Source organism: Mesorhizobium sp. B3-1-6, assembly GCF_006439555.1.
GTDB lineage: Bacteria > Pseudomonadota > Alphaproteobacteria > Rhizobiales > Rhizobiaceae > Mesorhizobium.
On the sequence record NZ_VFTM01000005.1, the window covers coordinates 125,626 to 147,573 of the forward strand.

Annotated in this window: 24 protein-coding genes; 2 read left to right on the forward strand and 22 right to left on the reverse strand. The window is 62.8% G+C overall.

The genetic code is table 11. The features are described 5' to 3' along the window. Positions 1-6: 6 nt before the first annotated feature. The 15 genes from glpK to FJ414_RS07185 all read right to left on the reverse strand — a co-directional run bounded on the left by glpK (position 7) and on the right by FJ414_RS07185 (position 16,286). A complete protein-coding gene (gene glpK, locus FJ414_RS07115; RefSeq protein ID WP_140642811.1) occupies positions 7-1,500 on the reverse strand; it encodes a glycerol kinase GlpK in 1,494 nt (497 codons plus the stop codon). Between the two features lie 92 nt (positions 1,501-1,592). Next, a complete protein-coding gene (locus FJ414_RS07120; protein ID WP_140642813.1) occupies positions 1,593-3,323 on the reverse strand; it encodes an ABC transporter substrate-binding protein in 1,731 nt (576 codons plus the stop codon). A gap of 76 nt (positions 3,324-3,399) precedes the next feature. Then, positions 3,400-3,687, reverse strand: a complete 288-nt coding sequence (locus FJ414_RS07125) for a DUF2160 domain-containing protein (protein ID WP_140642816.1) — start codon at positions 3,685-3,687, stop codon at positions 3,400-3,402. A 3-nt stretch (positions 3,688-3,690) separates the two neighbouring features. Further along, a complete protein-coding gene (locus FJ414_RS07130) occupies positions 3,691-4,599 on the reverse strand; it encodes a carbohydrate ABC transporter permease (protein WP_140642818.1) in 909 nt (302 codons plus the stop codon). Position 4,600: 1 nt separating this feature from the next. Next, the gene (locus FJ414_RS07135; RefSeq protein WP_140642821.1) at positions 4,601-5,467 is read right to left on the reverse strand and encodes a sugar ABC transporter permease; all 867 of its coding nucleotides are present in this window, start codon (positions 5,465-5,467) and stop codon (positions 4,601-4,603) included. After that, positions 5,468-6,535, reverse strand: a complete 1,068-nt coding sequence (locus tag FJ414_RS07140; RefSeq protein ID WP_140642823.1) for an ABC transporter ATP-binding protein — start codon at positions 6,533-6,535, stop codon at positions 5,468-5,470. Positions 6,536-6,545: 10 nt separating this feature from the next. After that, complete coding sequence (locus FJ414_RS07145) at positions 6,546-7,625, reverse strand: ABC transporter ATP-binding protein (RefSeq protein ID WP_140642825.1); 1,080 nt, start codon at positions 7,623-7,625, stop codon at positions 6,546-6,548. 39 nt (positions 7,626-7,664) lie between these two features. Beyond that, positions 7,665-9,191, reverse strand: coding sequence for a glycerol-3-phosphate dehydrogenase (gene glpD, locus FJ414_RS07150; RefSeq protein WP_140642829.1), 1,527 nt, complete (start codon positions 9,189-9,191; stop codon positions 7,665-7,667). A 126-nt stretch (positions 9,192-9,317) separates the two neighbouring features. After that, positions 9,318-10,085 (reverse strand): DeoR/GlpR family DNA-binding transcription regulator, encoded by a 768-nt coding sequence (locus FJ414_RS07155; protein ID WP_140642832.1) that lies wholly within the window; start codon positions 10,083-10,085, stop codon positions 9,318-9,320. A gap of 125 nt (positions 10,086-10,210) precedes the next feature. Further along, positions 10,211-11,623 (reverse strand): pyridoxal-dependent decarboxylase, encoded by a 1,413-nt coding sequence (locus tag FJ414_RS07160; protein ID WP_140642834.1) that lies wholly within the window; start codon positions 11,621-11,623, stop codon positions 10,211-10,213. Positions 11,624-11,722: 99 nt separating this feature from the next. Beyond that, complete coding sequence (locus FJ414_RS07165; protein ID WP_140642836.1) at positions 11,723-12,454, reverse strand: peptidase; 732 nt, start codon at positions 12,452-12,454, stop codon at positions 11,723-11,725. Positions 12,455-12,588: 134 nt separating this feature from the next. Next, a complete protein-coding gene (locus tag FJ414_RS07170; RefSeq protein WP_140642839.1) occupies positions 12,589-13,383 on the reverse strand; it encodes a transglutaminase family protein in 795 nt (264 codons plus the stop codon). A 21-nt stretch (positions 13,384-13,404) separates the two neighbouring features. After that, a complete protein-coding gene (locus FJ414_RS07175; RefSeq protein ID WP_140642842.1) occupies positions 13,405-14,346 on the reverse strand; it encodes an alpha-E domain-containing protein in 942 nt (313 codons plus the stop codon). 123 nt (positions 14,347-14,469) lie between these two features. Then, entirely contained in the window at positions 14,470-15,882 is a 1,413-nt protein-coding gene (locus FJ414_RS07180) for a circularly permuted type 2 ATP-grasp protein (RefSeq protein ID WP_181181547.1), read from the reverse strand. Between the two features lie 167 nt (positions 15,883-16,049). Continuing rightward, on the reverse strand, positions 16,050-16,286 hold the full coding sequence (locus FJ414_RS07185; protein ID WP_040995065.1) for an Lrp/AsnC family transcriptional regulator: 237 nt from the start codon (positions 16,284-16,286) through the stop codon (positions 16,050-16,052). A gap of 216 nt (positions 16,287-16,502) precedes the next feature. Between FJ414_RS07185 and FJ414_RS07190 the strand changes: the two genes are divergently transcribed. Beyond that, the gene (locus tag FJ414_RS07190) at positions 16,503-16,922 is read left to right on the forward strand and encodes a DUF4864 domain-containing protein (protein ID WP_140642844.1); all 420 of its coding nucleotides are present in this window, start codon (positions 16,503-16,505) and stop codon (positions 16,920-16,922) included. Positions 16,923-17,006: 84 nt separating this feature from the next. On the opposite strand, the gene tgt is transcribed toward FJ414_RS07190, so the two are convergent. From tgt to coaD, 7 genes are all read right to left on the reverse strand, one after another. Further along, positions 17,007-18,137 carry a tRNA guanosine(34) transglycosylase Tgt gene (tgt, locus tag FJ414_RS07195; RefSeq protein WP_140642847.1) on the reverse strand — a complete coding sequence of 377 codons (1,131 nt, stop codon included), beginning with the start codon at positions 18,135-18,137 and terminating at the stop codon, positions 17,007-17,009. Further along, positions 18,130-18,399 (reverse strand): hypothetical protein, encoded by a 270-nt coding sequence (locus tag FJ414_RS07200; protein WP_140642850.1) that lies wholly within the window; start codon positions 18,397-18,399, stop codon positions 18,130-18,132. The genes tgt and FJ414_RS07200 overlap by 8 nt, the downstream gene beginning before the upstream one ends. Next, positions 18,389-19,477 (reverse strand): tRNA preQ1(34) S-adenosylmethionine ribosyltransferase-isomerase QueA, encoded by a 1,089-nt coding sequence (gene queA, locus FJ414_RS07205; RefSeq protein WP_140642853.1) that lies wholly within the window; start codon positions 19,475-19,477, stop codon positions 18,389-18,391. The genes FJ414_RS07200 and queA overlap by 11 nt, the downstream gene beginning before the upstream one ends. Further along, a complete protein-coding gene (locus FJ414_RS07210) occupies positions 19,477-19,926 on the reverse strand; it encodes a DMT family transporter (protein ID WP_140642855.1) in 450 nt (149 codons plus the stop codon). The genes queA and FJ414_RS07210 overlap by 1 nt, the downstream gene beginning before the upstream one ends. 10 nt (positions 19,927-19,936) lie before the next feature. Further along, on the reverse strand, positions 19,937-20,449 hold the full coding sequence (locus FJ414_RS07215) for a peptidylprolyl isomerase (RefSeq protein ID WP_140642858.1): 513 nt from the start codon (positions 20,447-20,449) through the stop codon (positions 19,937-19,939). 29 nt (positions 20,450-20,478) lie between these two features. Then, on the reverse strand, positions 20,479-21,009 hold the full coding sequence (locus tag FJ414_RS07220) for a peptidylprolyl isomerase (protein ID WP_246672319.1): 531 nt from the start codon (positions 21,007-21,009) through the stop codon (positions 20,479-20,481). A gap of 77 nt (positions 21,010-21,086) precedes the next feature. Continuing rightward, positions 21,087-21,587, reverse strand: a complete 501-nt coding sequence (gene coaD / locus FJ414_RS07225; RefSeq protein WP_140642862.1) for a pantetheine-phosphate adenylyltransferase — start codon at positions 21,585-21,587, stop codon at positions 21,087-21,089. 191 nt (positions 21,588-21,778) lie between these two features. On the opposite strand from coaD, the gene FJ414_RS07230 reads away from it, so the two are divergent. Continuing rightward, on the forward strand, positions 21,779-21,931 hold the full coding sequence (locus tag FJ414_RS07230) for a hypothetical protein (RefSeq protein WP_095765297.1): 153 nt from the start codon (positions 21,779-21,781) through the stop codon (positions 21,929-21,931). The last annotated feature ends 17 nt before the right edge of the window (positions 21,932-21,948 follow it).

Consider the following 21,948-nt stretch of genomic DNA (forward strand, 5'->3'; position numbering starts at 1 on the left):
AGCTCCTTATTGCCCACTCAACGTCCTGCGCACCGCATCGCGCCATCCGGCCAGCTTCGCCCCGCGCGCGGCCGCATCCATCTGCGGCATGAAGCGCCGTTCAAGCGCCCAGCTCTTAGCAAATTCCCTTGCCTTCGGCCATACACCGGCCTTCGAACCGGCGAGCCAGGCGGCGCCAAGCGCCGTCGTCTCCAGGATCGTCGGACGGTCGACCGGCGCGTCGAGAATGTCGGCGAGCCGCTGCATGGTCCAGTCGGACGCCACCATGCCCCCGTCGACGCGAAGCACCGTCTTGGCCGAGGCGCCTTTCCAGTCCTTGCGCATGGCGTCGAGCAGGTCGCGGGTCTGGAAGGCGACCGATTCAAGTGCGGCGCGCGCGAACTCGGCCGGGCCGGAGTTGCGCGTCAGGCCGAAGATAGCGCCGCGCGCGTCCGCGTCCCAATGTGGCGCGCCGAGGCCGACAAAGGCCGGCACCAGATAGACTTGTTGCGCCGGGTCCGCGGCCGCCGCCAAGGCGCCGCTTTGCTCGGCCTTGCCGATCACCTTGATGCCGTCGCGCAGCCACTGCACGGCGGCGCCCGCGATGAAGATCGAACCTTCCAGCGCATAGGTGGTTTTGCCGTTGAGCCGATAAGCGATAGTGGTCAAGAGCCGGTTCCTCGAGCGCACCAGGTCGGCGCCCGTGTTGAGCAGCGCGAAGCAGCCGGTGCCGTAGGTGGATTTCATCATGCCGGGCTCGAAGCAGGCCTGGCCGATCGTCGCCGCATGCTGGTCGCCGGCCACGCCGAGAATCCGCATCTCGGCGCCAAAGAGGCTCTTCTCGGTGACGCCGAAATCGTCGGCGCAATCCTTCACCCGCGGCAGGATCGCGGCCGGGATCTTCAGGATCGAAAGCAGCTCGTCGTCCCAGACATTCTTCTCGATGTTGTAGACCAAAGTGCGCGAGGCGTTGGTGGCATCGGTGGCGTGCACCTGGCCGCCGGTCAGCCGCCAGATCAGGAAACTGTCGATGGTGCCGGCGAGCAGCTCACCCTTCTCGGCGCGCTTGCTGGCGCCCTTCACCTTGTCCAGCATCCAGGCGATCTTGGTGCCGGAGAAATAGGGATCGAGCAGCAGGCCGGTCTTCTTCGTGAATGTCTTCTCCAATTCCTGCTTCTTCAGCTTCTGACAGAGCGGCGCGGTGCGCCTGTCCTGCCAGACGATCGCGTTATGGATCGGCTTGCCAGTCGCCTTGTCCCAGATGACGACGGTCTCACGCTGGTTGGTGATGCCGATCGCGGCGACATCCGATGCCGTGCGGCCGGCGGCCTTCAACGCCGATTTCACCGTGGCGAGAACACTCGCCCAGATGTCTTCCGGGTCATGTTCGACCCAGCCGGAAGCCGGATAATGCTGCGTGAATTCCTGCTGGCCGGCGCCGGCGACCTTCATCTTGTCGTCGAACAGGATGGCCCTCGTCGACGTCGTCCCCTGATCGATGGCCAGCACAAAACCGCTCATTCCGCATCCTCCCACTTCTCATGCAACAGGGGAGACGGCAAAGCCGCCTCCCCCGCACTTCCTACAAGGGCAAGCACGCCCGCGTCATGCAGTTACTGCTGCTGCCAGCTCTTCACCAGTTCGTCGTAGTTGATGGTGATCGGCTTTTCCTTCTCGTTCTCGATCTTCAACTGAGGAGCGAGATTGCCTTTCTTGACCGCGTCGGCGTTCCAGTAGGCGAGGTCATGCTCTTCGGCCATCTTCGGGCCGATATCGCCCTGGACGCCCGACTTCTCGATGCGGCTCATGACCTTTTCCTGCTCGGCGCAGAGCGAGTCCATCGCTTCCTGAGCCGACTTGGCGCCGGACGAGGCATCGCCGATCGCCTGCCACCAGAGCTGCGCCAGCTTCGGATAATCAGGCACGTTGGTACCCGTCGGCGACCACTGGACGCGGGCCGGCGAACGATAGAACTCGATCAGGCCGCCGAGCTTCGGAGCGCGCTCGGTAAAGCTCTTGTCGTGGATCGTGCTCTCGCGGATGAAGGTCAGGCCGACATGGCTCTTCTTCACGTCGACCGTCTTCGAGGTGACGAACTGCGCATAAAGCCAGGCGGCCTTGGCGCGATCGTCCGGCGTCGATTTCATCAGCGTCCAGGAACCCACGTCCTGATAGCCGAGCTTCATGCCGTCCTTCCAGTAGACGCCATGCGGCGACGGTGCCATGCGCCACTTCGGCGTGCCGTCGTCGTTCAGCACCGCCTTGGCGCCGGCGTCGACCATCGAAGCGGTGAAGGCGGTGTACCAGAATATCTGCTGCGCGACCGCGCCCTGCGCCGGCACCGGGCCGGATTCGGAGAAGGTCATGCCCTGGGCTTCCGCCGGAGCGTAGGCCTTCAGCCAGTCGAGATATTTCTGGATCGAGTAGACCGCCGCCGGGCCATTGGTGTCTCCGCCACGCGCCGTGCAGGAGCCGACAGGGCGCGAATTCTCGTCGACCTTGATGCCCCATTCGTCGACGGGCAGGCCGTTCGGAATGCCCTTGTCGCCATTGCCGGCCATGGACAGCCAGGCGTCGGTGAACCGCCAGCCGAGCGACGGGTCCTTCTTGCCGTAGTCCATATGGCCGTAGACCTTCTTGCCGTCGATCTCGCGGCCGGTGAAGAATTCGGCGATGTCCTCATAAGCCGACCAGTTGACGGGAACGCCTAGGTCGTAGCCGTATTTGGCCTTGAAGTCGGCCTTGTTCTTCTCGTCGTTGAACCAGTCGTAGCGGAACCAGTAGAGGTTCGCGAACTGCTGGTCGGGGAGTTGATAGAGCTTCTTGTCGGGCGCCGTCGTGAACGAGGTGCCGATGAAGTCCTTCAGGTCGAGGTTCGGATTGGTGACGTCCTTGCCTTCATTCGCCATCCAGTCGGTCAAGTTGCGCACCTGCTGGTAGCGCCAGTGCGTGCCGATCAGGTCGGAATCGTTGACCCAGCCGTCATAGAGGTTCTGTCCCGTCTGCATCTGGGTCTGGATCTTTTCGACGACGTCGCCTTCCTGGATGACGTCATGCGTGACCTTGATGCCGGTGATGGCGGAGAAGGCCGGCGCCAGCACCTGTGACTCGTATTGGTGCGTGGCGATGGTTTCCGAAACGACCTTGATGTCCATGCCGGCGAACGGCTTGGCTGCGTCGATGAACCACTGCATTTCCTTTTCCTGGTCGGCGCGTGAAAGCGTCGACAGGTCGCCTATCTCCTTGTCGAGAAAGGCTTTTGCCTCGTCCATACCGGCGTAGGCGTTGCCCACGCCGAGCAATAGGGCTAGGGCGGTCGTCGATGTTAGAAATTGCCGTCGCATGTGTCTCCTCCAGTCTTAGGTTTCAAGTGCATTCCGGGGCGGCCGCCAGCACGCGGCCGCTCCGGCTATTCCCCCTCTATACGTATCGGAACACGCCAACGGCGTAGACCACGGAGAGAGCGAGAGCCCACCACAGGTTGGGTCCTACCAGACCCAGCCAAGCGAGATGGATGAAGGCGCTGCCAAGCAGCGACAGGAACAAACGATCGCCGCGCGTCGTCTCGAAGCGCAGCACGCCGACGCGCGGATTGCCGCCGGGCGAGACATATTCCCAAACGCCCATGCCAAAGAGCATCAGCGCGATGACGATGAAGAAAGCCGCCGTCGGCCACGTCCACGCCATCCAGGAGAAGTCGAGGTTCATGGCTTAGACCCTCCCCAGGGCAAAGCCCTTGGCGATATAATTTCGCACGAACCAGATGACCAAAGCACCGGGGATCAGTGTCAGCACGCCAGCGGCGGCGAGCAGGCCCCAATCCATGCCGGCGGCAGAGACGGTGCGGGTCATGGTGGCGGCGATGGGCTTGGCGTCGGTCGTGGTCAGCGTACGCGCGATCAGGAGCTCCACCCACGAGAACATGAAGCAGAAGAAGCAGGCGACGCCGATACCGCTCGCGATCAGCGGCATGAAGATCTTCACGAAAAAGCGCGGGAAGGAATAGCCGTCGATATAGGCGGTTTCGTCGATCTCCTTCGGCACGCCGGACATGAAGCCCTCGAGGATCCACACCGCCAGCGGCACGTTGAACAGGCAGTGCGCCAGCGCCACGGCGATATGGGTGTCGATCAGGCCGAACGCCGAATAGAGCTGGAAGAACGGCAGCGCGAACACCGCCGGCGGCGCCATGCGGTTGGTCAAAAGCCAGAAGAACAAATGCTTGTCGCCAAGGAAGCGGTAGCGCGAGAAGGCGTAGGCCGCCGGCAGCGCCACCGCCACCGATATCACCATGTTCATCACCACATAGGTGATCGAGTTGATGTAGCCCGAATACCAGGACGGGTCGGTGAAGATGGTGCGATAGTTCGCCAGTGTCGGATTATGCGGGAACAGCGTCAGCGACGACACGATCTCCGCGTTGGTCTTGAAGCTCATATTGATGAGCCAGTAGATCGGCAGCAGGATAACGATGATGTAGACCGTCGGCACGATCCACCACCAGCGCGATTCCTCGCCGCGGCGGCGCATCAGCCTCGCCACCTCGTCCTGCGACAGCGCGCTGCCCACCTCGGTGACCGCCGTCTCGCTCACGCGCGTCGTCTCGTTGGCGCCCGCCATCTCAGCGCTCCGCGTCGTAATTGGTCATCACGGTGTAGAACACCCACGACAACAACAGGATGATCAGGAAGTAGACCAGCGACATTGCCGCCGCCGGACCGAGGTCGAACTGGCCGAGGGCAGTCTTGACGAGGTCGATCGACAGGAAGGTGGTCGAATTGCCGGGGCCGCCGCCGGTGACGACGAAGGGCTCGGTATAGATCATGAAGCTATCCATGAAGCGCAACAGCACGGCGATCAGCAGCACACGCTGCATCTTGGGCAGCTGGATGTAGCGGAACACCGCCCAGCGCGATGCGCCGTCGATCTTGGCCGCCTGGTAGAAGGCATCGGGAATCGAGACCAGGCCGGCGTAGCAAAGCAGCACGACCAGGCTGGTCCAGTGCCAGACATCCATGATGATGACGGTGACCCAGGCGTCGATCGGATCCTGGACGTAGTTGTAGTCGATGCCAAGCGCATTGACGTAATAGCCGAGCAGGCCGATGTCGTTGCGGCCGAAGACCTGCCAGATCGTGCCGACGACGTTCCACGGCACGAGCAGCGGCAGCGCCATCAGCACCAGGCAGACGGGCACCCCCCAGCCCTTCTTCGGCATGTTGAGCGCGATGAAGATGCCGAGCGGCACCTCGATCGCCAGGATGATGAAGGAGAAGATCAGGTTGCGCACCATCGCTTCCCAGAAGCGGTCGGCGTGCAGCAGTTCCTCGAACCATTCGGTGCCGGCCCAGAAGAAGACGTTGTTGCCGAACGTGTCCTGCACCGAATAGTTGACGACGGTCATCAGCGGGATGACGGCCGAGAACGCCACCAACACCAGCACCGGCAGCACAAGGAACCAGGCCTTGTTGTTCCAGGTCTTATCCATCTACGCCCCCATCTCGACGCGCCAGGAATCGGCATAGATGTTGATGCCGGCCGGATCGAAGCGGACTTTCGGCTCGGCCGGGACTTCGTCGTCCTCGCCGATCACCGCGGCAATTTCCCTGCCTTCCAGGTTGGCGCGCACCACCTTGTGGCGGCCGACGTCCTCGACCTTGGAGACCTGCACCGCCATGCCCTCGCGGCCGAGCCGCACATATTCGGGACGGATGCCGAGCTCGACGGCGCCGGCTTCGGCCTTGGGCACGCCGGGCAATTCGACGCGCTGCGCGCCGAGCGTCGCCGTTCTGCCTTCCAGCGCAACCGGCAGCACGTTCATGCCCGGCGAGCCGATGAAATAGCCGACGAAAGTGTGTCGGGGGCGCTCGAAGAGCTCGGCCGGCGAGCCGATCTGGACGATCTCGCCGTCATACATGACCACGACGCGGTCGGCGAAAGTCAGCGCTTCGGTCTGATCGTGCGTGACATAGACCATGGTGTAGCCGAAGCGCCGGTGCAGCTGCTTCAACTGCGAGCGCAGCACCCACTTCATATGCGGGTCGATCACCGTCAGCGGCTCGTCGAACAGGATGGCGTTGACGTCCGAGCGCACCAGGCCGCGCCCAAGCGAGATCTTCTGCTTCTGGTCGGCGGTGAGCCCGCGCGCCTTCTTCTTTGCCAGCGAAGCGAGATCGATCATGTCGAGCGTCTCGCGCACCTTGCGGTCGACGTCCGTCTCCGGCACGCGGCGGTTGCGCAGCGGGAAAGCCAGATTGTCGTAGACGGTCATGGTGTCGTAGATGACCGGGAACTGGAACACCTGCGCGATGTTGCGTTCCTGCGTCGACAGATTGGTGACGTCACGACCGTTGAACAAAAGCTTGCCGTGCGAAGGATGCAGCAGGCCGGAAATGATGTTGAGCAGAGTGGTCTTGCCGCAGCCCGACGGCCCGAGCAGTGCGTAGGCGCCGCCATCCTCGAAGGTGTGGTGCACTTCCTTCAGCGCGAAATCGGAATCCTTCTGCGGGTTGGGCAGGTAGGAATGACGAATATGGTTGACCTCGATGCGCGCCATCGTTTGCTCCTCACGCCGCCAGCTTCGACGCCGTCACGGCGCGGCCGTTCTGGTCGAACACCATGATGTGGCGCGGATCGATGAACACCTCGACCTCGTCGTCCGTCTCGAAATCGAGAATGCCATGCGCAAGCATGACCCAGCGCGCATCGGCGAAATCGAGATGGACGAAGCTTTCCGAGCCGGTGATCTCCGTGATGGTGACCTTCGCCCGCACCGGCACAGCGGAAGCGTTCGGCCGCTCCAGCGACAAATGATGCGGCTGGAAGCCGATCGTGTAGCTAGCGTCAGGAATGCCGTTGAGTCCCGTCGGTACCGGCAGCTTGACGCCGCCTTCGAGCAGGAAATCCGCCCCCTTCTTGGAGAGCACGATGGTGTTGAGCGGCGGATCGGCGAAGGTCCGCGCCGTCACCAGGTCGACCGGCTTGCGGAACACTTCGACCGTCGGGCCGAATTGCGTGACGCGGCCTTCCGAAAGCGTCGCCGTGTTGCCGCCGAGCAAAAGCGCCTCGTGCGGCTCTGTCGTCGCATAGACGAAGATGGTGCCGGCGGCGGCAAAAATTTTCGGCAGCTCGGCGCGCAATTCCTCGCGAAGCTTGTAGTCGAGATTGGCCAAAGGCTCGTCGAGCAGCACCAGGCTGGCATTCTTGACGATGGCGCGGGCAAGCGCGGTGCGTTGTTGCTGGCCGCCGGACAGGCTGAGCGGCGTGCGGTCGAGATAGGGCGTGAGCTTCAAAAGCGCCGCCGCGTTGCGCACCTCCTTGTCGATCTTCGCCTGATCGAGGCCGGCCACCCGCAGCGGCGAGGCGATGTTCTCGTAGACGGTCATCGCCGGGTAATTGATGAACTGCTGGTAGACCATGGCGACATTGCGCTTCTGCACCTTCTGTCCGGTGACGTCCTTGCCATCGAACCAGACCGAGCCGGAAGTCGGCGCGTCGAGGCCTGCCATCAGTCGCATCAGGCTGGTCTTGCCGGAAAGCGTCGGCCCGAGGAGCACGTTCAGCGAGCCGTGCTGAAGCGTCAGCGACACGTCGCGGATATGCTCCTGCGCGCCGACGGTCTTCGTCACGTTCCTCAGTTCCAGCATCACGCCTCCTCCCAGGCCTTGCGCATCAGCGGTCGATCCTCATTCCGCCGCAGCGACATGGCGGCTGCTCAGTCCGCGCATGAATTCTTCCAGCGCCGCCGTCTGCTCGCGGCTGAAATGCAGGCCGCGCTTGGTGCGGCGCCACAGCACGTCCTCGGCGGTGACCGCCCATTCGTTTTCGGCCAGATAGCGAACTTCCGCCTCGAAAAGGTCGGCGCCGAAATTGCGGCCGAGATCGGCATTCGACTTGGCGAGCCCGAGCAATTTCTCCGCCCGCGTGCCGTAGAGCCGCGTAAACCGGCGCGCCAGCCGCTGGTCGAGGAACGGATAGGCGTTCTTCAGCCTGGCGACCTGGGCATCGAAGCCGGTCGCGGCGAAATCGCCGCCGGGCAGCGGCGCATCATGCGTCCACGGCCTGCCGCGCTTGCCGAGAAAACCTTCGATCTTCTCAAGCATCGATTCCGCCAGTCGGCGGAAGGTCGTGATCTTGCCGCCGAAAGCGTTGAGCAAGGGGGCTGCGCCCTCCCCGCCATCGGCCTTCAGCACATAGTCGCGCGTCGCCTCCTGCGCTTTGGAGGCGCCGTCGTCATAGAGCGGGCGCACCGCCGAATAGGTCCAGACGATGTCGGAGCGCTTCACCGGCTGCGCGAAATATTCGCTTGCCGCGGCGCACAGATAGTCGATCTCGGTGTCGGAGATCTTCACGTCGTGCGGATCGCCCGGATAGTCGCGGTCGGTGGTGCCGATCAGCGTGAATTCTTCCTCGTAAGGAATGGCGAAGATGATGCGGCCATCCTTGTTCTGGAAGAAATAGGCGCGCGGATCGTCGAACTTCCTATGGATGACGATGTGGCTGCCTTGCACGAGGCGGACATTGTGGACGTCGTTCTGGCCGACGGCGGTCGAGAGCACGTGGTCGACCCAGGGGCCGGCGGCGTTGACGAGAAGCCGCGCGCGAACCTCCTCGATTTCACCGGTAAGCACATTCTGCACTTTTACGGTCCAAAGCGCACCGTCGCGCCGCGCGCCGACAACCTTGGTGCGGGTGCGGACAATGGCGCCCCGATCTGCCGCGTCACGAGCGTTCAGCGCCACCAGGCGTGCGTCGTTGACCCAACCGTCCGAATATTCGAAAGCCTTGCGGAACAATGGCTTGAGCGGCTTGCCTGCCGGATCGCGGGCCATATCCAGCGTCTTCGTCGCCGGCAGCAGCTTGCGCCCGCCGATATGATCGTAAAGGAACAATCCCAGCCGGATCAGCCAGGCGGGCCTGAGGCCTTTGGCATAAGGCAGAACGAAGCGCATCGGCCAGATGATATGCGGCGCGTTCTTCCACAGAACCTCGCGCTCCATCAGCGCTTCACGCACCAGCCGGAACTCGTAGAATTCGAGGTAGCGAAGGCCGCCATGGATGAGCTTGGTCGAGCCCGACGAGGTTCCGCTGGCGAGATCGTTCATCTCGGCGAGGTATACCGAAAACCCACGACCAACGGCGTCGCGGGCTATGCCGCAGCCATTGATGCCGCCGCCGATGACGAAAATGTCATGGATCGGAGATGCGTCCAAAGAATCCTCCAACGATTTCGCATTGCACCATTTTTGTGTTTTACGAAACCGTGGCGGAATTATTTCGAACTCAAACCGAATGTCAAACGAAATATCACAGCTGCGTGAACAAGCCGTCATACGCGCCTATTCGAGCGCGGTCTCAAGCAGCCGAACCTCGGTCTCCTCGCAAATCTTGCGGATCGACGGGATCTCGCAACGATCGGTGATGAAGGTATTCACCTGCGAAAGATGGCCGATCCGAACCGGCGCCGTGCGCTCGAATTTCGTCCGGTCGGAGACCAGGATGACGTGGCGGGCATTCGCGATGATCGCCTGCGCAACCTTCACCTCGCGGAAATCGAAGTCGAGCAGCGCGCCGTCATGATCGATCGCCGAGGCGCCGATGACGGCGTAATCGACCTTGAACTGACGGATGAAATCGACGGCCGCCTCGCCGACAATACCGCCGTCGGAACCGCGCACGACGCCGCCGGCGATCACCACCTCGATCGTCGGGTAGATGCGCATCCTATTGGCAACGTTGATGTTATTGGTGATGACCATAAGTCCGTTATGGTCGAGCAGCGCCTTACTGACGGCCTCGGTGGTGGTGCCGATATTGATGAACAGCGAGGCATTGTCAGGGATCAGCCGCGCCGCCGCGCTGCCGATCGCCTCCTTCTCGTCGGCGGCAATCTTGCGCCTTGCCTCGTACTCCATGTTCTCGATGCCGGACGGGAACAGCGCACCGCCATGGATGCGGGTCAGCAGCCGCTGATCGCACAGATCGTTGAGGTCCTTGCGGATGGTCTGCGGCGTCACATTGAAATGCGTCGCCAGGTCGTCGACCAGCACCCGGCCATGGTCTTTCGCCATCTGGATGATCTCGGCATGGCGTGGCGAAAGAAACATCGCGCGTCCTCCATTTTCGTTTTTTCCGTCTATATCGGAAAACGAAAGCGAAGAAAAGGCATAAGCCGGCTAACGAAAATCACCTGACTGCAAAAGGCAAACCAGTGCGGAACACGCCTGCTGCTTCAGAATGGACGCCGCGCAATCTCGGTTATGACGTCGAACGCCGCGTCGACATCGGCTGCCGTCGCCTCGAACTGCCCCGCCTGAAAGCGGATCGCCACGCGCCCGTCGACCCGCGTCTGCGTGAGATAGATCCGGCCATCGGTGTTGATGGCGTCGACCAGACGCAGATTGTGCTCGTCAGCATCGATGCCTGGTGCCGCGCGATGCCGGAACGAGAAAAGCGACAGCATCGGCTCGCTGCTGAGCTCGAAATCCGCCTCCCTGGCCAGCCGCGCGGCAAGCCCTTCGCTCCAGGCGACATGTTTTCTTATCATGTTGCGCAGGCCTTCGAGGCCATGGGCACGCAGCAGGAACCAGAGCTTCAGCGCCCGGAAGCGGCGCCCGAGCGGCACCGACCATTCCGAATAGTTGATGATGCCGTCATGGCCTCGGGTTTTTAGATAGTCCGGCTTGATCGCCAGCGTGCGCACGAGATCCTCCGGCTGGCGGATGAACTGGATCGAGCAGTCGAACTGCGCGCCCAGCCACTTATGCGGATTGAAGACGATGGAATCAGCGCCTTCGACGCCGGTCCAGAATTGCCGGTATTCCGGGCAGATCATCGCCGATCCGGCCCAGGCGGCGTCGACGTGCAGGTAGAGCCCGTGCCGCTTCGCGACGGCGGCTACCGCCGCGATGTCGTCTGTGCCGCCGGTGCTGGTGCCGCCGACGCAGGCGATGATGCCGGCCGGCAGAAGGCCGGCCTTGCGATCGGCAACGATCGCAGCCTCGAGCGCCGCCGTGTCCATGGCGCGAAAACGTCCGCCGACCGGGATGCGGATGAGGTTTTCCTCGCCGATGCCGGAAACCCAGATGGCGCGGTCGATCGAGGTATGGACCTGGTCGGAGGAGTAGACGCGAAGCTTTGCCTGCCCGGCCAACCCTTTTTTGTTTCCCTGCCAGTCAAGCGCCCGCTCGCGCATGGTGAGCACCGCGGCAAGCGTCGCCGACGAGGCCGAATCCTGGATCACGCCGGAAAAGCCCTCGGGCAGGCCGAGCGCCTGGCGCATCCAGTCGACGACGCGCGTCTCGAGCTCGGTCGCCGCCGGCGAGGTCTGCCACAGCATGCATTGCGCGGCCATCGCCGAGACCAGATATTCCGCCACGACCGAAACCGGCGCCGCATTGGCCGGGAAATAGGCGAAGAAACGCGGGTGCTGCCAATGCGTCATGCCCGGCACGATCTTTTCTTCGAAGTCGGCGAAGATCTTGTCCATCGGCTCGGGCATTTCGGGTGGCGAAAACTCGATGCTCCTGAAAATCTCGCCCGGCGCTATTGCCGGCCGCACCGGACGCTCGCGCAGGCCGGCGCGGTAATCGGCGCCCCAATCGGCTGCCCGCCTCGACCAGTCGCGGAATTCCTCATTGTCCATAATTTCCTCCCAGCAACCGCCCATGTCGGTTAACCGAACCGCTCTCAGTTTTGCTTAACATGTTAAATATATTAAGGCAACGGCTGGATCGAAAAGGCCCTACCCCGGAAAATCCGGCAGGTTTGAAAAGGCCAGTTTCAGCGCGCTGGACCAGCCATCCGAAATGGTGCGGTAGTAAGGATCGTCATGGCCGATCCGCCGGTTCAGCCCCACCTTGAACGCATCCTGTTCCATGAACAGAAGATCGAGCGGCAGCCCGACCGAAAGGTTGGATTTCAGCGTCGAGTCGAAGGATACCAGCAGCAGCTTCACCGTCTCCGCCAGGCTCATTGTCCGGTCATAGGCACGGATGATGATCGGCTTGCCGTATTTCGTCTCGCCGATCTGGAAGAAGGGCGTGTCGTCGGTCGACTCGATGAAATTGCCTTCCGGATAGATCATGAACAGCCTGGGCGGGCTGCCCTTGATCTGGCCGCCGAGGATGAAGGAAGCATTGAAATAGGCGTCCGCCTTCTCGCCGTCGGGCGACGCATGCGCGATCGCTTCCTTGACCGTATCGCCGACCAGCCGCACCGTCTGGTACATGGACGGGGTCTCGAGCAGCTTCCCATGGCGGTCGCCGACCGCCTTGTTGCGCTCGTCGAGCAGGCTGACGACGGCCTGCGTCGTGGCAAGGTTGCCCGCCGACATCAGCACGATGACGCGCTCGCCGGGCTGTTCCCACACATGCATCTTCTTGAAGGTCGATATCGAATCCATGCCGGCATTGGTGCGCGTGTCCGACATGAACACGAGCCCGCGATCGATCTTGAGGCCGACGCAATAGGTCATGGTCGCTCTTCTGCGAAAGCAGTTCCAGGAAAAACGTGTAGCGGTTTTCCGTCTGGAATTGCGTGAAAACAAAGAGATAGAGCGGTTCGGTGATTCTATCAAACGCTGAACCGGTCTGGCGATTGCGGCGCAGATTACTGCTCTACCGTGACGGTCACGGCAAGCTTCTCTTGCGCCTGCCCCAGCAATATCCCCGACACCGGCGAGGCATCGCGATAGTCGCGCCCCGTCGCCACCCGCACATAGCGTTCGTCGGGAGAGATACCGTTCGCCGGGTCGAAGGACACCCATCCGAGCCCGACGACATAGGCCTCGGCCCAGGCATGGCTTGCCGCCTGCTCGACGGCAGCATCCATCATCAGGTAGCCGCTGATATAGCGGGCGGGAAAACCAAGCGCGCCCGCCGCGGCGATGAAGATATGGCTATGGTCCTGGCAGACGCCGGATTTCAACGCGAGCGCCTCCTCCGCCGGCGTCACGACGCTGGTGGTGCCTGGCCTGTAGGCGACGCGTTCGCCGATAGCGCCCATCAGCCGGTGCAGTCGCTCGATCTCGGTGCCCTGTCCGACCGCGCCGGCCAATTCGCGGATGCGCTCGCCGGCAGTGGTGAGCTGCGTCTGCTGTGCGAACAGCCAGAGCGGCGCAAAGCCCTGATGCGGGCCCGTCACGCCCGCCGTATCATGCGTGGTCACGTCTCCGGCGGCCTCGACGGTGATCGAGTTCTGGCCGCTCTCGGCGCTCACCAGCCGCGTATCGTTGCCGAAATGGTCGATGAAGCGCACCTCCTCGCGCGCGCCCTCGACCTTGATCGCCCAGGAGTCGACGGTCTGCGTACGCCCGCTGGAAGGCAGCAGGCGCAGCCGCTGCAGCAGATACTGCACCGGCTGATCGTAGCGGTACTCGGTGCGATGTATGATCTTGAGCCGCATAGCGCTCGCCCTCGGCTGTGCTCAATAGAACCGGTAGTCCTGAGCGATCTCGTCGCCCAGCCTGGTGTTGTCGCGAATGAACTCTGCCAGGAATTCGTGCAAGCCGTGGTCGAATATGTCCTTGATCGACCCTCTCTTGAGCAATGCCTGGATCTTCTCGGCCGTGGCATGGCAGGCATGGCGCTCGCCATAATCGTCGGCGAGGAATTTCAGATGCTCGCCAAGGAAGCGGTAGCAGAAGGTCAACGAGCGCGGCATGCGCACGTTGAGGATCAGATAATCGGCGATGTTCGTCGGCTTGTAGTCGGCTTCGTAAACCCAGCGATAGGAGCGGTGCGCCGACACCGAGCGCAGGATCGACTCCCATTGGTAGTTGTCCAGCGTCGAGCCGACCCAGGACAGCGAAGGCAAGAGCACGTAATATTTCACGTCGAGGATGCGAGCCGTGTTGTCGGCGCGCTCGACATAGGTGCCGAGCTGCGAGAAGTCGAAAATCTCGTTGCGCAGCATCGTACCGTAGAACGAACCGCGGATCAGCGCCGTCTCGCGCTTGATGGCATCGAGCACCGTCGGCAGGTCGCGTTCGTCGATCGGCCTCGCCAGCATGCGCTTCAGCGACATCCAGGCTTCGTTGATGCTTTCCCAGGTCTCGCGCGTCAGCGCCGTGCGCACCATGCGGGCATTGTTGCGCGCCGTCTCGATCGACGACATCGTGCTCGACGGGTTCGAAGTGTCGCGCAGCAGGAAGTCGGAGACGTTGGCGGCGGTGTAGTCCTGGTATTTCCGGCTGAAGGCGATGTCCGAGCCGGCGCTGAGCAGCACCGAGTTCCATTCCTCCGAAGCGCTCTGCGTGCGCGTCAGCGCCATGCGCAATCCCGCGTCGACCAGGCGCGCCATGTTTTCGGCCCGCTCGATATAGCGGTTCATCCAGTAGAGACCGTTTGCGGTGCGGCCGAGAAGCATGTCAGGCCCTTCGGGTTAGCGAATAGGGAATAGGGAGTAGTGAGTAGTGAATTTTCGAACTTCGACCGAATGTGGCATTGCTCTTTCCCCTACTGACTACTGACTATTCCCTACTCACTCATCTCAATCATCCAGCACCCAAGTGTCTTTCGTGCCGCCGCCTTGCGAAGAGTTCACCACCAACGAGCCTTGCTTCAGCGCGACACGCGTCAAGCCGCCCGGCACGATCTGGATACGATCCGAAACCAGCACATAAGGCCTGAGGTCGACATGGCGCGGCGACAGGCCCTTCTCGGTCAGGATCGGGCAGGTCGACAGCGCCAGGGTCGGCTGGGCGATGTAGTTCGAGGGCTTCGCCTGCAGCTTCTTGGCAAACTCCTGGCATTCCTTCTTGGTCGCCGCCGGGCCGACCAGCATGCCGTAGCCGCCGGAGCCATGCACTTCCTTGATGACGAGCTCGCCGATGTGCTCGAGCACATATTTGAGGCTGTCCGGCTCCGAACAGCGCCAGGTCGGGATGTTGCCGAGAATCGCCTTGCGGCCGGTGTAGAACTCGACGATCTCCGGCATGTAGGAATAGATCGCCTTGTCGTCGGCGATGCCGGTTCCCGGCGCGTTGGCGATGGTGATGTTGCCGGCGCGGTAGACATCCATGATGCCGGGCACGCCGAGCGCGGAATCCGGCCGGAAGGTCAGCGGATCGAGGAAGTTGTCGTCGACGCGCCGGTAGAGCACGTCGATCTGCTTGTAGCCCTCGGTCGTGCGCATCGCCACATGGCCGTCGACGACGCGCAGATCCTGCCCTTCGACGAGTTGCACGCCCATCTGGTCGGCGAGGAAGGCGTGCTCGAAATAGGCCGAGTTGTAGGAACCCGGCGTCAGCACCGCGATGGTCGGCGCGCCCTTGCTGCTTTGCGGCCGCACCGCGGCGAGCGACTGGCGCAAAAGCTGCGGGTAGTTCTCGACCGGCCGAACCTTGATCTTCTGGAACAGCTCTGGAAAGAGCTGCATCATCGTCTCGCGGTTCTCCAGCATGTAGGAGACGCCGGACGGCGTGCGGGCGTTGTCCTCCAGCACATAGAACTCGTTCTCCGAGATGCGGACGATATCGACGCCGATGATGTGGGTGTAGACGCCGGCCGGCGGCCTCACCCCGATCATCTCGGGCAGGAAGGCCTCGTTCTTCGCAACAAGCTCCCTCGGCACGCGCCCGGCGCGCAGAATCTCCTGGCGGTGGTAGATGTCGTCGAGAAAGGCGTTCAGCGCCTGCACGCGCTGTTCGATGCCTTGCGTCACCCGGCGCCATTCCTGGCCGGAGAGGATGCGCGGGACGATGTCGAAGGGGATCAGCCTCTCGGACGCCTCCTGCTCGCCATAGACGGCAAAGGTGATGCCGGTCTTGCGGAAGACGCGCTCGGCGTCCTGCATTTTCTGGGTAAGCCTGGCCGGGTCCTGCTCCTTCAGCCAGCGATCGTAAGCCTCATAAGGTCTTCTCAATCCGGAGACTTCCGGAAGCATTTCGTCGAACGCTGCCAATCGCGTACTCCCCTCTGGACCATTTCACTGGCCTCGCCGGAGAAAATCAAGCGCAATCGGTGATTTAGGACGCGATGGTGGCCGCTCTATGCGAATTGCCTAAATTTAAGGCATGAGCGGCCAGGCCGGGTCAGTTGCTGCTTCCCGGCGGGGCATCGCCAGGTCCGTCAAAACGCCCGGAAGGTCACGATCGTGAAGGTGTCCTTGATTCCAGGCAGAATCTGCACCCGCTCGTTGACGAAGTGGCCAACATCTTCCTCGTCGTCGATATAGAATTTGGCGAGCAGGTCGTAATTGCCGGCGGTCGAGTAGATCTCGGAGGCAATCTCGGCATCGGCAAGCGCGCTGGCGACCTCATAGGACTTGCCCAGGTCGCACTTGATCTGCACGAAAAATGCCTTCATTGCCCGGTCCTGCCAGCCTGCTTCACGATTAAGCGGCCCTTGTGGCAGACTGCCGCCCGGCTTTCAAGCATCAGCCGGCGCGCGCCGTTCTTGACGACCGCCTAGGCAGGGCGCTCCGGCGTCGAAACGGCGAAATCTTGCGAAGGGATGAAACCGCCGGGCATCGAAGCGCGTATGTTAGATTGCATTCGCCAAGCGAGTTCCGGGAGGCAGGCCATGCGCCGCGTATTGTTCGCACTAGCTCTTGTTCCGATGTGGATAGCCTCGCTTGCCTTTGCCGGCGATGCCGAGATCAAGACCGCGCAGGCAGTCATCGACAGCCAGTTGAAAGCCTTCATCGCCGATGACGGCGCCACCGCCTACAGCTTCGCCGCGCCGAACGTGAAGCAGATCTTTCCGACCGTGGATACCTTCATGAACATGGTGACGAACGGCTACGCGCCGGTCCGCAAGCCCCAGTCCTATTCCTTCGGCAAGGTCGAGCAGACCGGGCCGGGTTCGATCGTCCAGCAGGTGCTGATCGTCGGACCCGACGGCAAGGACTATGAGGCGGTCTACACGCTGCAGCAGCAGGCGGACGGCAGTTTCAAGATCACCGGCTGCAGCCTGCGCGCCTCGACTTCGGTCAGCACCTGAGCAATTCCAGGAAAAGTGTGAGCGGTTGGGCTCGGCGTCTTCGCCGTGGCCTTCCGTCCGGAATTGCGCCAGAACAATGCGGCGTCATAGCGCCCGGATATCGCCCCGCGCCCAGCCCTCGGTGATCTCCGCCGCCCGCGTCTCAAAAGCCTGCGCCTCGATGGCCGCCCGGATGTCCTGCATCAGCCTCTGATAATAGGACAGGTTGTTCCAGGTCAGCAGCATGGCGCCGAGCGCTTCCTGCGAGCGCACCAGGTGATGCAGGTAGGCGCGCGAATAGTCGCGCGCGGCCGGGCAGTCGCTTTCTTCGTCGAGCGGCCGCGGATCGTCGGCATGGCGGGCGTTCCTGAGATTGACCTTGCCGCGCCGCGTGTAGGCAAGGCCATGGCGGCCGGCCCGCGTCGGCATCACGCAGTCGAACATGTCGATGCCGCGCGCCACCGATTTCAGGATATCGTCCGGCGTGCCGACGCCCATCAGGTAGCGCGGCTTGTCAGCCGGCAGTTCCGGGCAGGTGATGTCGAGCATCTCCAGCATCACTGACTGCGGCTCGCCGACCGCCAGCCCGCCGACGGCATAGCCTTTGAGGTCCATCTCCTTCAGGGCTTGAGCGGAGCGCACACGCAAGGCCGCGCTGTCGCCGCCCTGGACGATGCCGAACATCGCCTTGCCCGGCTGGTCGCCGAACGCCGCCTTGCAGCGCTCTGCCCAGCGCAGCGACAATTCCATCGCGCGCTCGATCTCCTCGGGCTTGGCCGGCAGCGCCGTGCATTCGTCGAGCTGCATCTGGATGTCGGAATCCAGCAGGCCCTGGATCTCGATCGACCGTTCCGGCGACATTTCATAGGGCGCGCCGTCGATATGCGAGCGGAAGGTGACGCCCTGTTCGGTCAGTTTCCTGAGCTTCGACAGCGACATGACCTGGAAGCCGCCGCTGTCGGTCAGGATCGGATGCGGCCAGCGCGCGAACTCGTGCAGCCCGCCAAGCCGGGCCACGCGCTCGGCGCCCGGCCGCAGCATCAGATGGTAGGTATTGCCGAGGATGATGTCGGCGCCGACCCCGCGCACCTGGTCCATATACATGGTCTTGACGGTGCCGCCGGTGCCGACCGGCATGAAGGCCGGCGTGCGGATCTCGCCGCGCGGCATCGAGACCAGGCCGCGCCGCGCCTTGCCGTCGCTGGCAAGCACCTTGAAGGAAAAAGTCTCAGCCATTGAATTCCTTGTCGTGCACCGGCGCGGCCGGCGCCTGCTCGTCGAGCGACTGCCGGTAGCGGATGCAGCCGCGCATGAATTTCGGCCATGGCGGCACGGCGATCGCAGGTTCGGTCTTTTCCAGCAAAAGGTCCCAGAGATCGGGGTGATGCCAGCACAGATCATGCCCGGTCGTGTCGCGATGCGCGCGGATGCCGGCGCGCAGCTTCTTCACCTCGGCGATCAGCCTATCGCGGTCCATGCCGTCGAGATCACCGTCCATCGCTCGTCTCCGCCCGGTAAAGCAGACTGGCGTCCCCATAGGAATAGAATCTGTAACGGTTCTCGATGGCATGCGCATAGGCCGAACGCATCGTCTCCAGCCCGCTGAAGGCCGAGACCAGCATGAACAACGTCGAGCGCGGCAGATGGAAATTGGTCATCAGCATGTCGGCCGTGCGGAAGCGATAGCCGGGCGTGATGAAGATGTCGGTGGGACCGGACCAGGGCTCGATCCTGCCGTCATCGCGCGCTGCGCTCTCAAGCAAGCGCAGCGACGTCGTGCCGACGCAGACGATCCGCCCTCCCCGCGTCTTGGCCGCGTTGAGCGCCGCCGCCGTTTCCGGGCTCACCGAGCCGGTCTCGGCATGCATCTTGTGGTCGGCCGTGTCGTCGGCCTTCACCGGTAAAAAAGTGCCGGCGCCGACATGCAGCGTGACGAAGCGGCGCTCGATGCCCTTGGCGTCCAGCGCGGTAAACAGCTCCGGCGTGAAATGCAGGCCGGCGGTGGGGGCAGCGACCGCGCCCTCTTCCCGGGCATAGATGGTCTGGTAGTCGGCGCGGTCGCGCTCGTCGTCGTCGCGCTTCGAGGCGATATAAGGCGGCAGCGGAATATGGCCGACGGCATGCAGCGCCTCGTCGAGGAACGGCCCGGAAAGGTCGAAACCGAGCAGCGCCTCGCCCGCCTCGCCCTTTTCGAGCACCGTAGCGTCGAGCTGGCCGAGGAAGCAGGAATTGCCGTCATGGCCGAAATGGATGCGGTCGCCGGCGGCGATGCGCTTGCCCGGCCGCATGAAGGCCTGCCAGCGGTCCGGCGCCACCCGCATGTGCAGCGTTGCCTCGACCTGCGCCACCGCCTCGCCGCGCTTGCGCATGCCCTTCAGCTGCGCCGGGATGACCTTGGTGTCGTTGAACACCAGCACGTCGCCTTCGCGAAGCAGCGACGGCAATTCGCCGACAAGGCGGTCTTGCGGCGTCTCGCCCGGTTTGACGACCAGGAGCCTGGCGCTGTCGCGCGGCTCAGCCGGGCGAAGCGCGATGCGCTCTTCCGGCAGATCGAAGTCGAACAGGTCGACGCGCATCAGTAGAGCCGAATGAGCAGCGCCCCGGCAAGCAAGAGCACAGCGCCGGCGACACGGCCAAGCGAGATTTCGCGCACCGCCACGCCAAGGAAGCCGGCGCGGTCGATCAGCATGCCGGCGATCAGCTGGCCGGCGACCAGGAAGGCCATCAGCGCTGCGGCGCCGATACGTGGCGTGAGGATCGTCGACAGCGTCACATAGAAGCCGCCGAGCATACCGCCGGCGACGAACAGCCATGGCGCCGGCGCCTTCCAGTCGAGCTCGATGCCCTGCAGCCTCACCACCGAGATGGAGATGATGCCAAGCACAATGGCGCCGGACAGGAAAGAGAACGCCGCGGCGGCCACCGGAAGGCCGAGGCCGCGCGCCAATTGTGAATTGATCGGCGCCTGGATGGCGATGAAGGCGCCGGACAGGATGCCAAGCAGGGACCAGACAGCGCCCATCATCGTTCCGCCCTTACTTGACGTCTGCCGCGACTTTCAGCGAGACGATCTTGTCGGGATCCTGCACAGGCTCGCCGCGCTTGATCTTGTCGACATTCTCCATGCCTTCGATGACCTGGCCCCACACCGTGTACTGGCGGTTGAGGAAGGCGGCATCGTCGAAGCAGATGAAGAACTGCGAATTCGCCGAATTCGGGTTCTGTGCCCGAGCCATCGAGCAGGCGCCGCGTCCGTGATTGGCGTTGGAGAATTCGGCCTTCAGGTCCGGCTTGTCGGAGCCGCCCATGCCCGCGCGCGACGGCGCATAGCTGGGCTTGCTCGAATTGCCGAACTTGACGTCGCCGGTCTGCGCCATGAAGCCGTCGATGACGCGGTGAAACACCACGCCGTCATAGGCGCCTTCGCGCGCCAGCTCCTTGATGCGGGCAACGTGGCCGGGCGCCAAGTCAGGATACATTTCGATGACGACCTGTCCCTTGGTCGTTTCCAGGATGAGCGCGTTCTCGCGGTCCTTGATCTCAGCCATGTCACAAAATCCTTTTGAAAATGAGGAGGTTATTTGCCGTCGGCGGCGATGCGAACCTTGATCATGCGGTCGGGGTCGGTGACCGTTCCGTTGTCGGCCTCGTCGCCCTTCTTTATCTTGTCGACGAGGTCCATGCCGCCGACGACCTTGCCGACGATGGTATACTGGCCGTCGAGGTTCGGCGCCGGCGCGAACATGATGAAGAATTGCGAGTTCGCCGAATTCGGATCCTGCGAGCGGGCCATGCCGATCACGCCGCGCGTGAACTGCTCGCTCTGCGAGAACTCGGCCGGCAGGTCGGGAAGATCGGAACCGCCGGTGCCGACGGCTTCGGGGTTGAAGCCCTTCTTCATATTGCCGAATTTGACATCGCCGGTCTGCGCCATGAAGCCGTCGATGACGCGATGGAAGGCGACGTTGTCATAGGCGCCGTCGCGCACCAGCTTCTTGATCTGCGCGACGTGCTTGGGCGCCAGGTCGGGACGCAACGCGATGGTCACGTCGCCGTCCTTCAGCGTGATGATCATGGTGTTTTCCTTGTCGGCGGCGACGGCCGGCATGGATGCCGCGAAAAGGCCGGCAAGCACGACGAGGAACGAAGCGAGCTTCTTCAGCTGCATAGGAATCTCCGGAAAGCCTATTTGGTGAACTTGGCGGTGAGAGCGCCGGCGACGGCCGCTGGCACGAAAGGACGGATGTCGCCGCCCATCGACGCAATCTGGCGCACAAGTGTGGCGGTAATGGTGCGCACGGACGGGCTGGCGGGCAGAAAAACCGTCTGCAACTCCGGCGCCATCGTCTCGTTCATGCCCGCCATCTGCATTTCGTAATCGAGGTCGGTGCCGTCGCGCAGCCCCCGGATCATGATCGAGGCGCCGTGCTTGCGGGCCGCGTCGATGACAAGGCCATCAAAGGAAACGACCTTGATGCGACCGCCGTCGCGGCCGAACTCGGCCTTGGTTGCCGCCTCGATCAGCTCCACGCGTTCCTCGAAGGAAAACAACGGCTTCTTGCCCGGATGGGTGCCGATCGCCGCATAGACGGTGTCGGCCACCGCCAGCGAGGCCTTGAGCACGTCGAGATGGCCGTTGGTCAGCGGGTCGAAGGAGCCGGCATAAAGGGCGGTGCGTTCGGTCATGGCAGGCTTCTAGCGAGCCTCTCGAACAAAGGCAAATCCCATCGATTGCCCGGCCGTGAACCTTTTCGCGCCGATGAACGACAGATGAATGCGACGATCACGAACATTTCACGCAGCGTTCACTAAGTTGCCGCTTCAAGGGGTGAAACCAAATCCCCATGTCATCGTTGTAAGTCCAGGAGAACACGCAAATGCTGATCTACATGCTTGCCACTGCAATGACCATCGTGATGCTGATCGCGACCGCATTTGGGTTGCATCAGGAAGCAGCGCGGGTGCGCGTCAAGGCCAACACCAAGCGGCTCGATGGTTTCGCCCATCGCAATGTTTATCGTCGCCACTGATCTCCACCATGACCGAG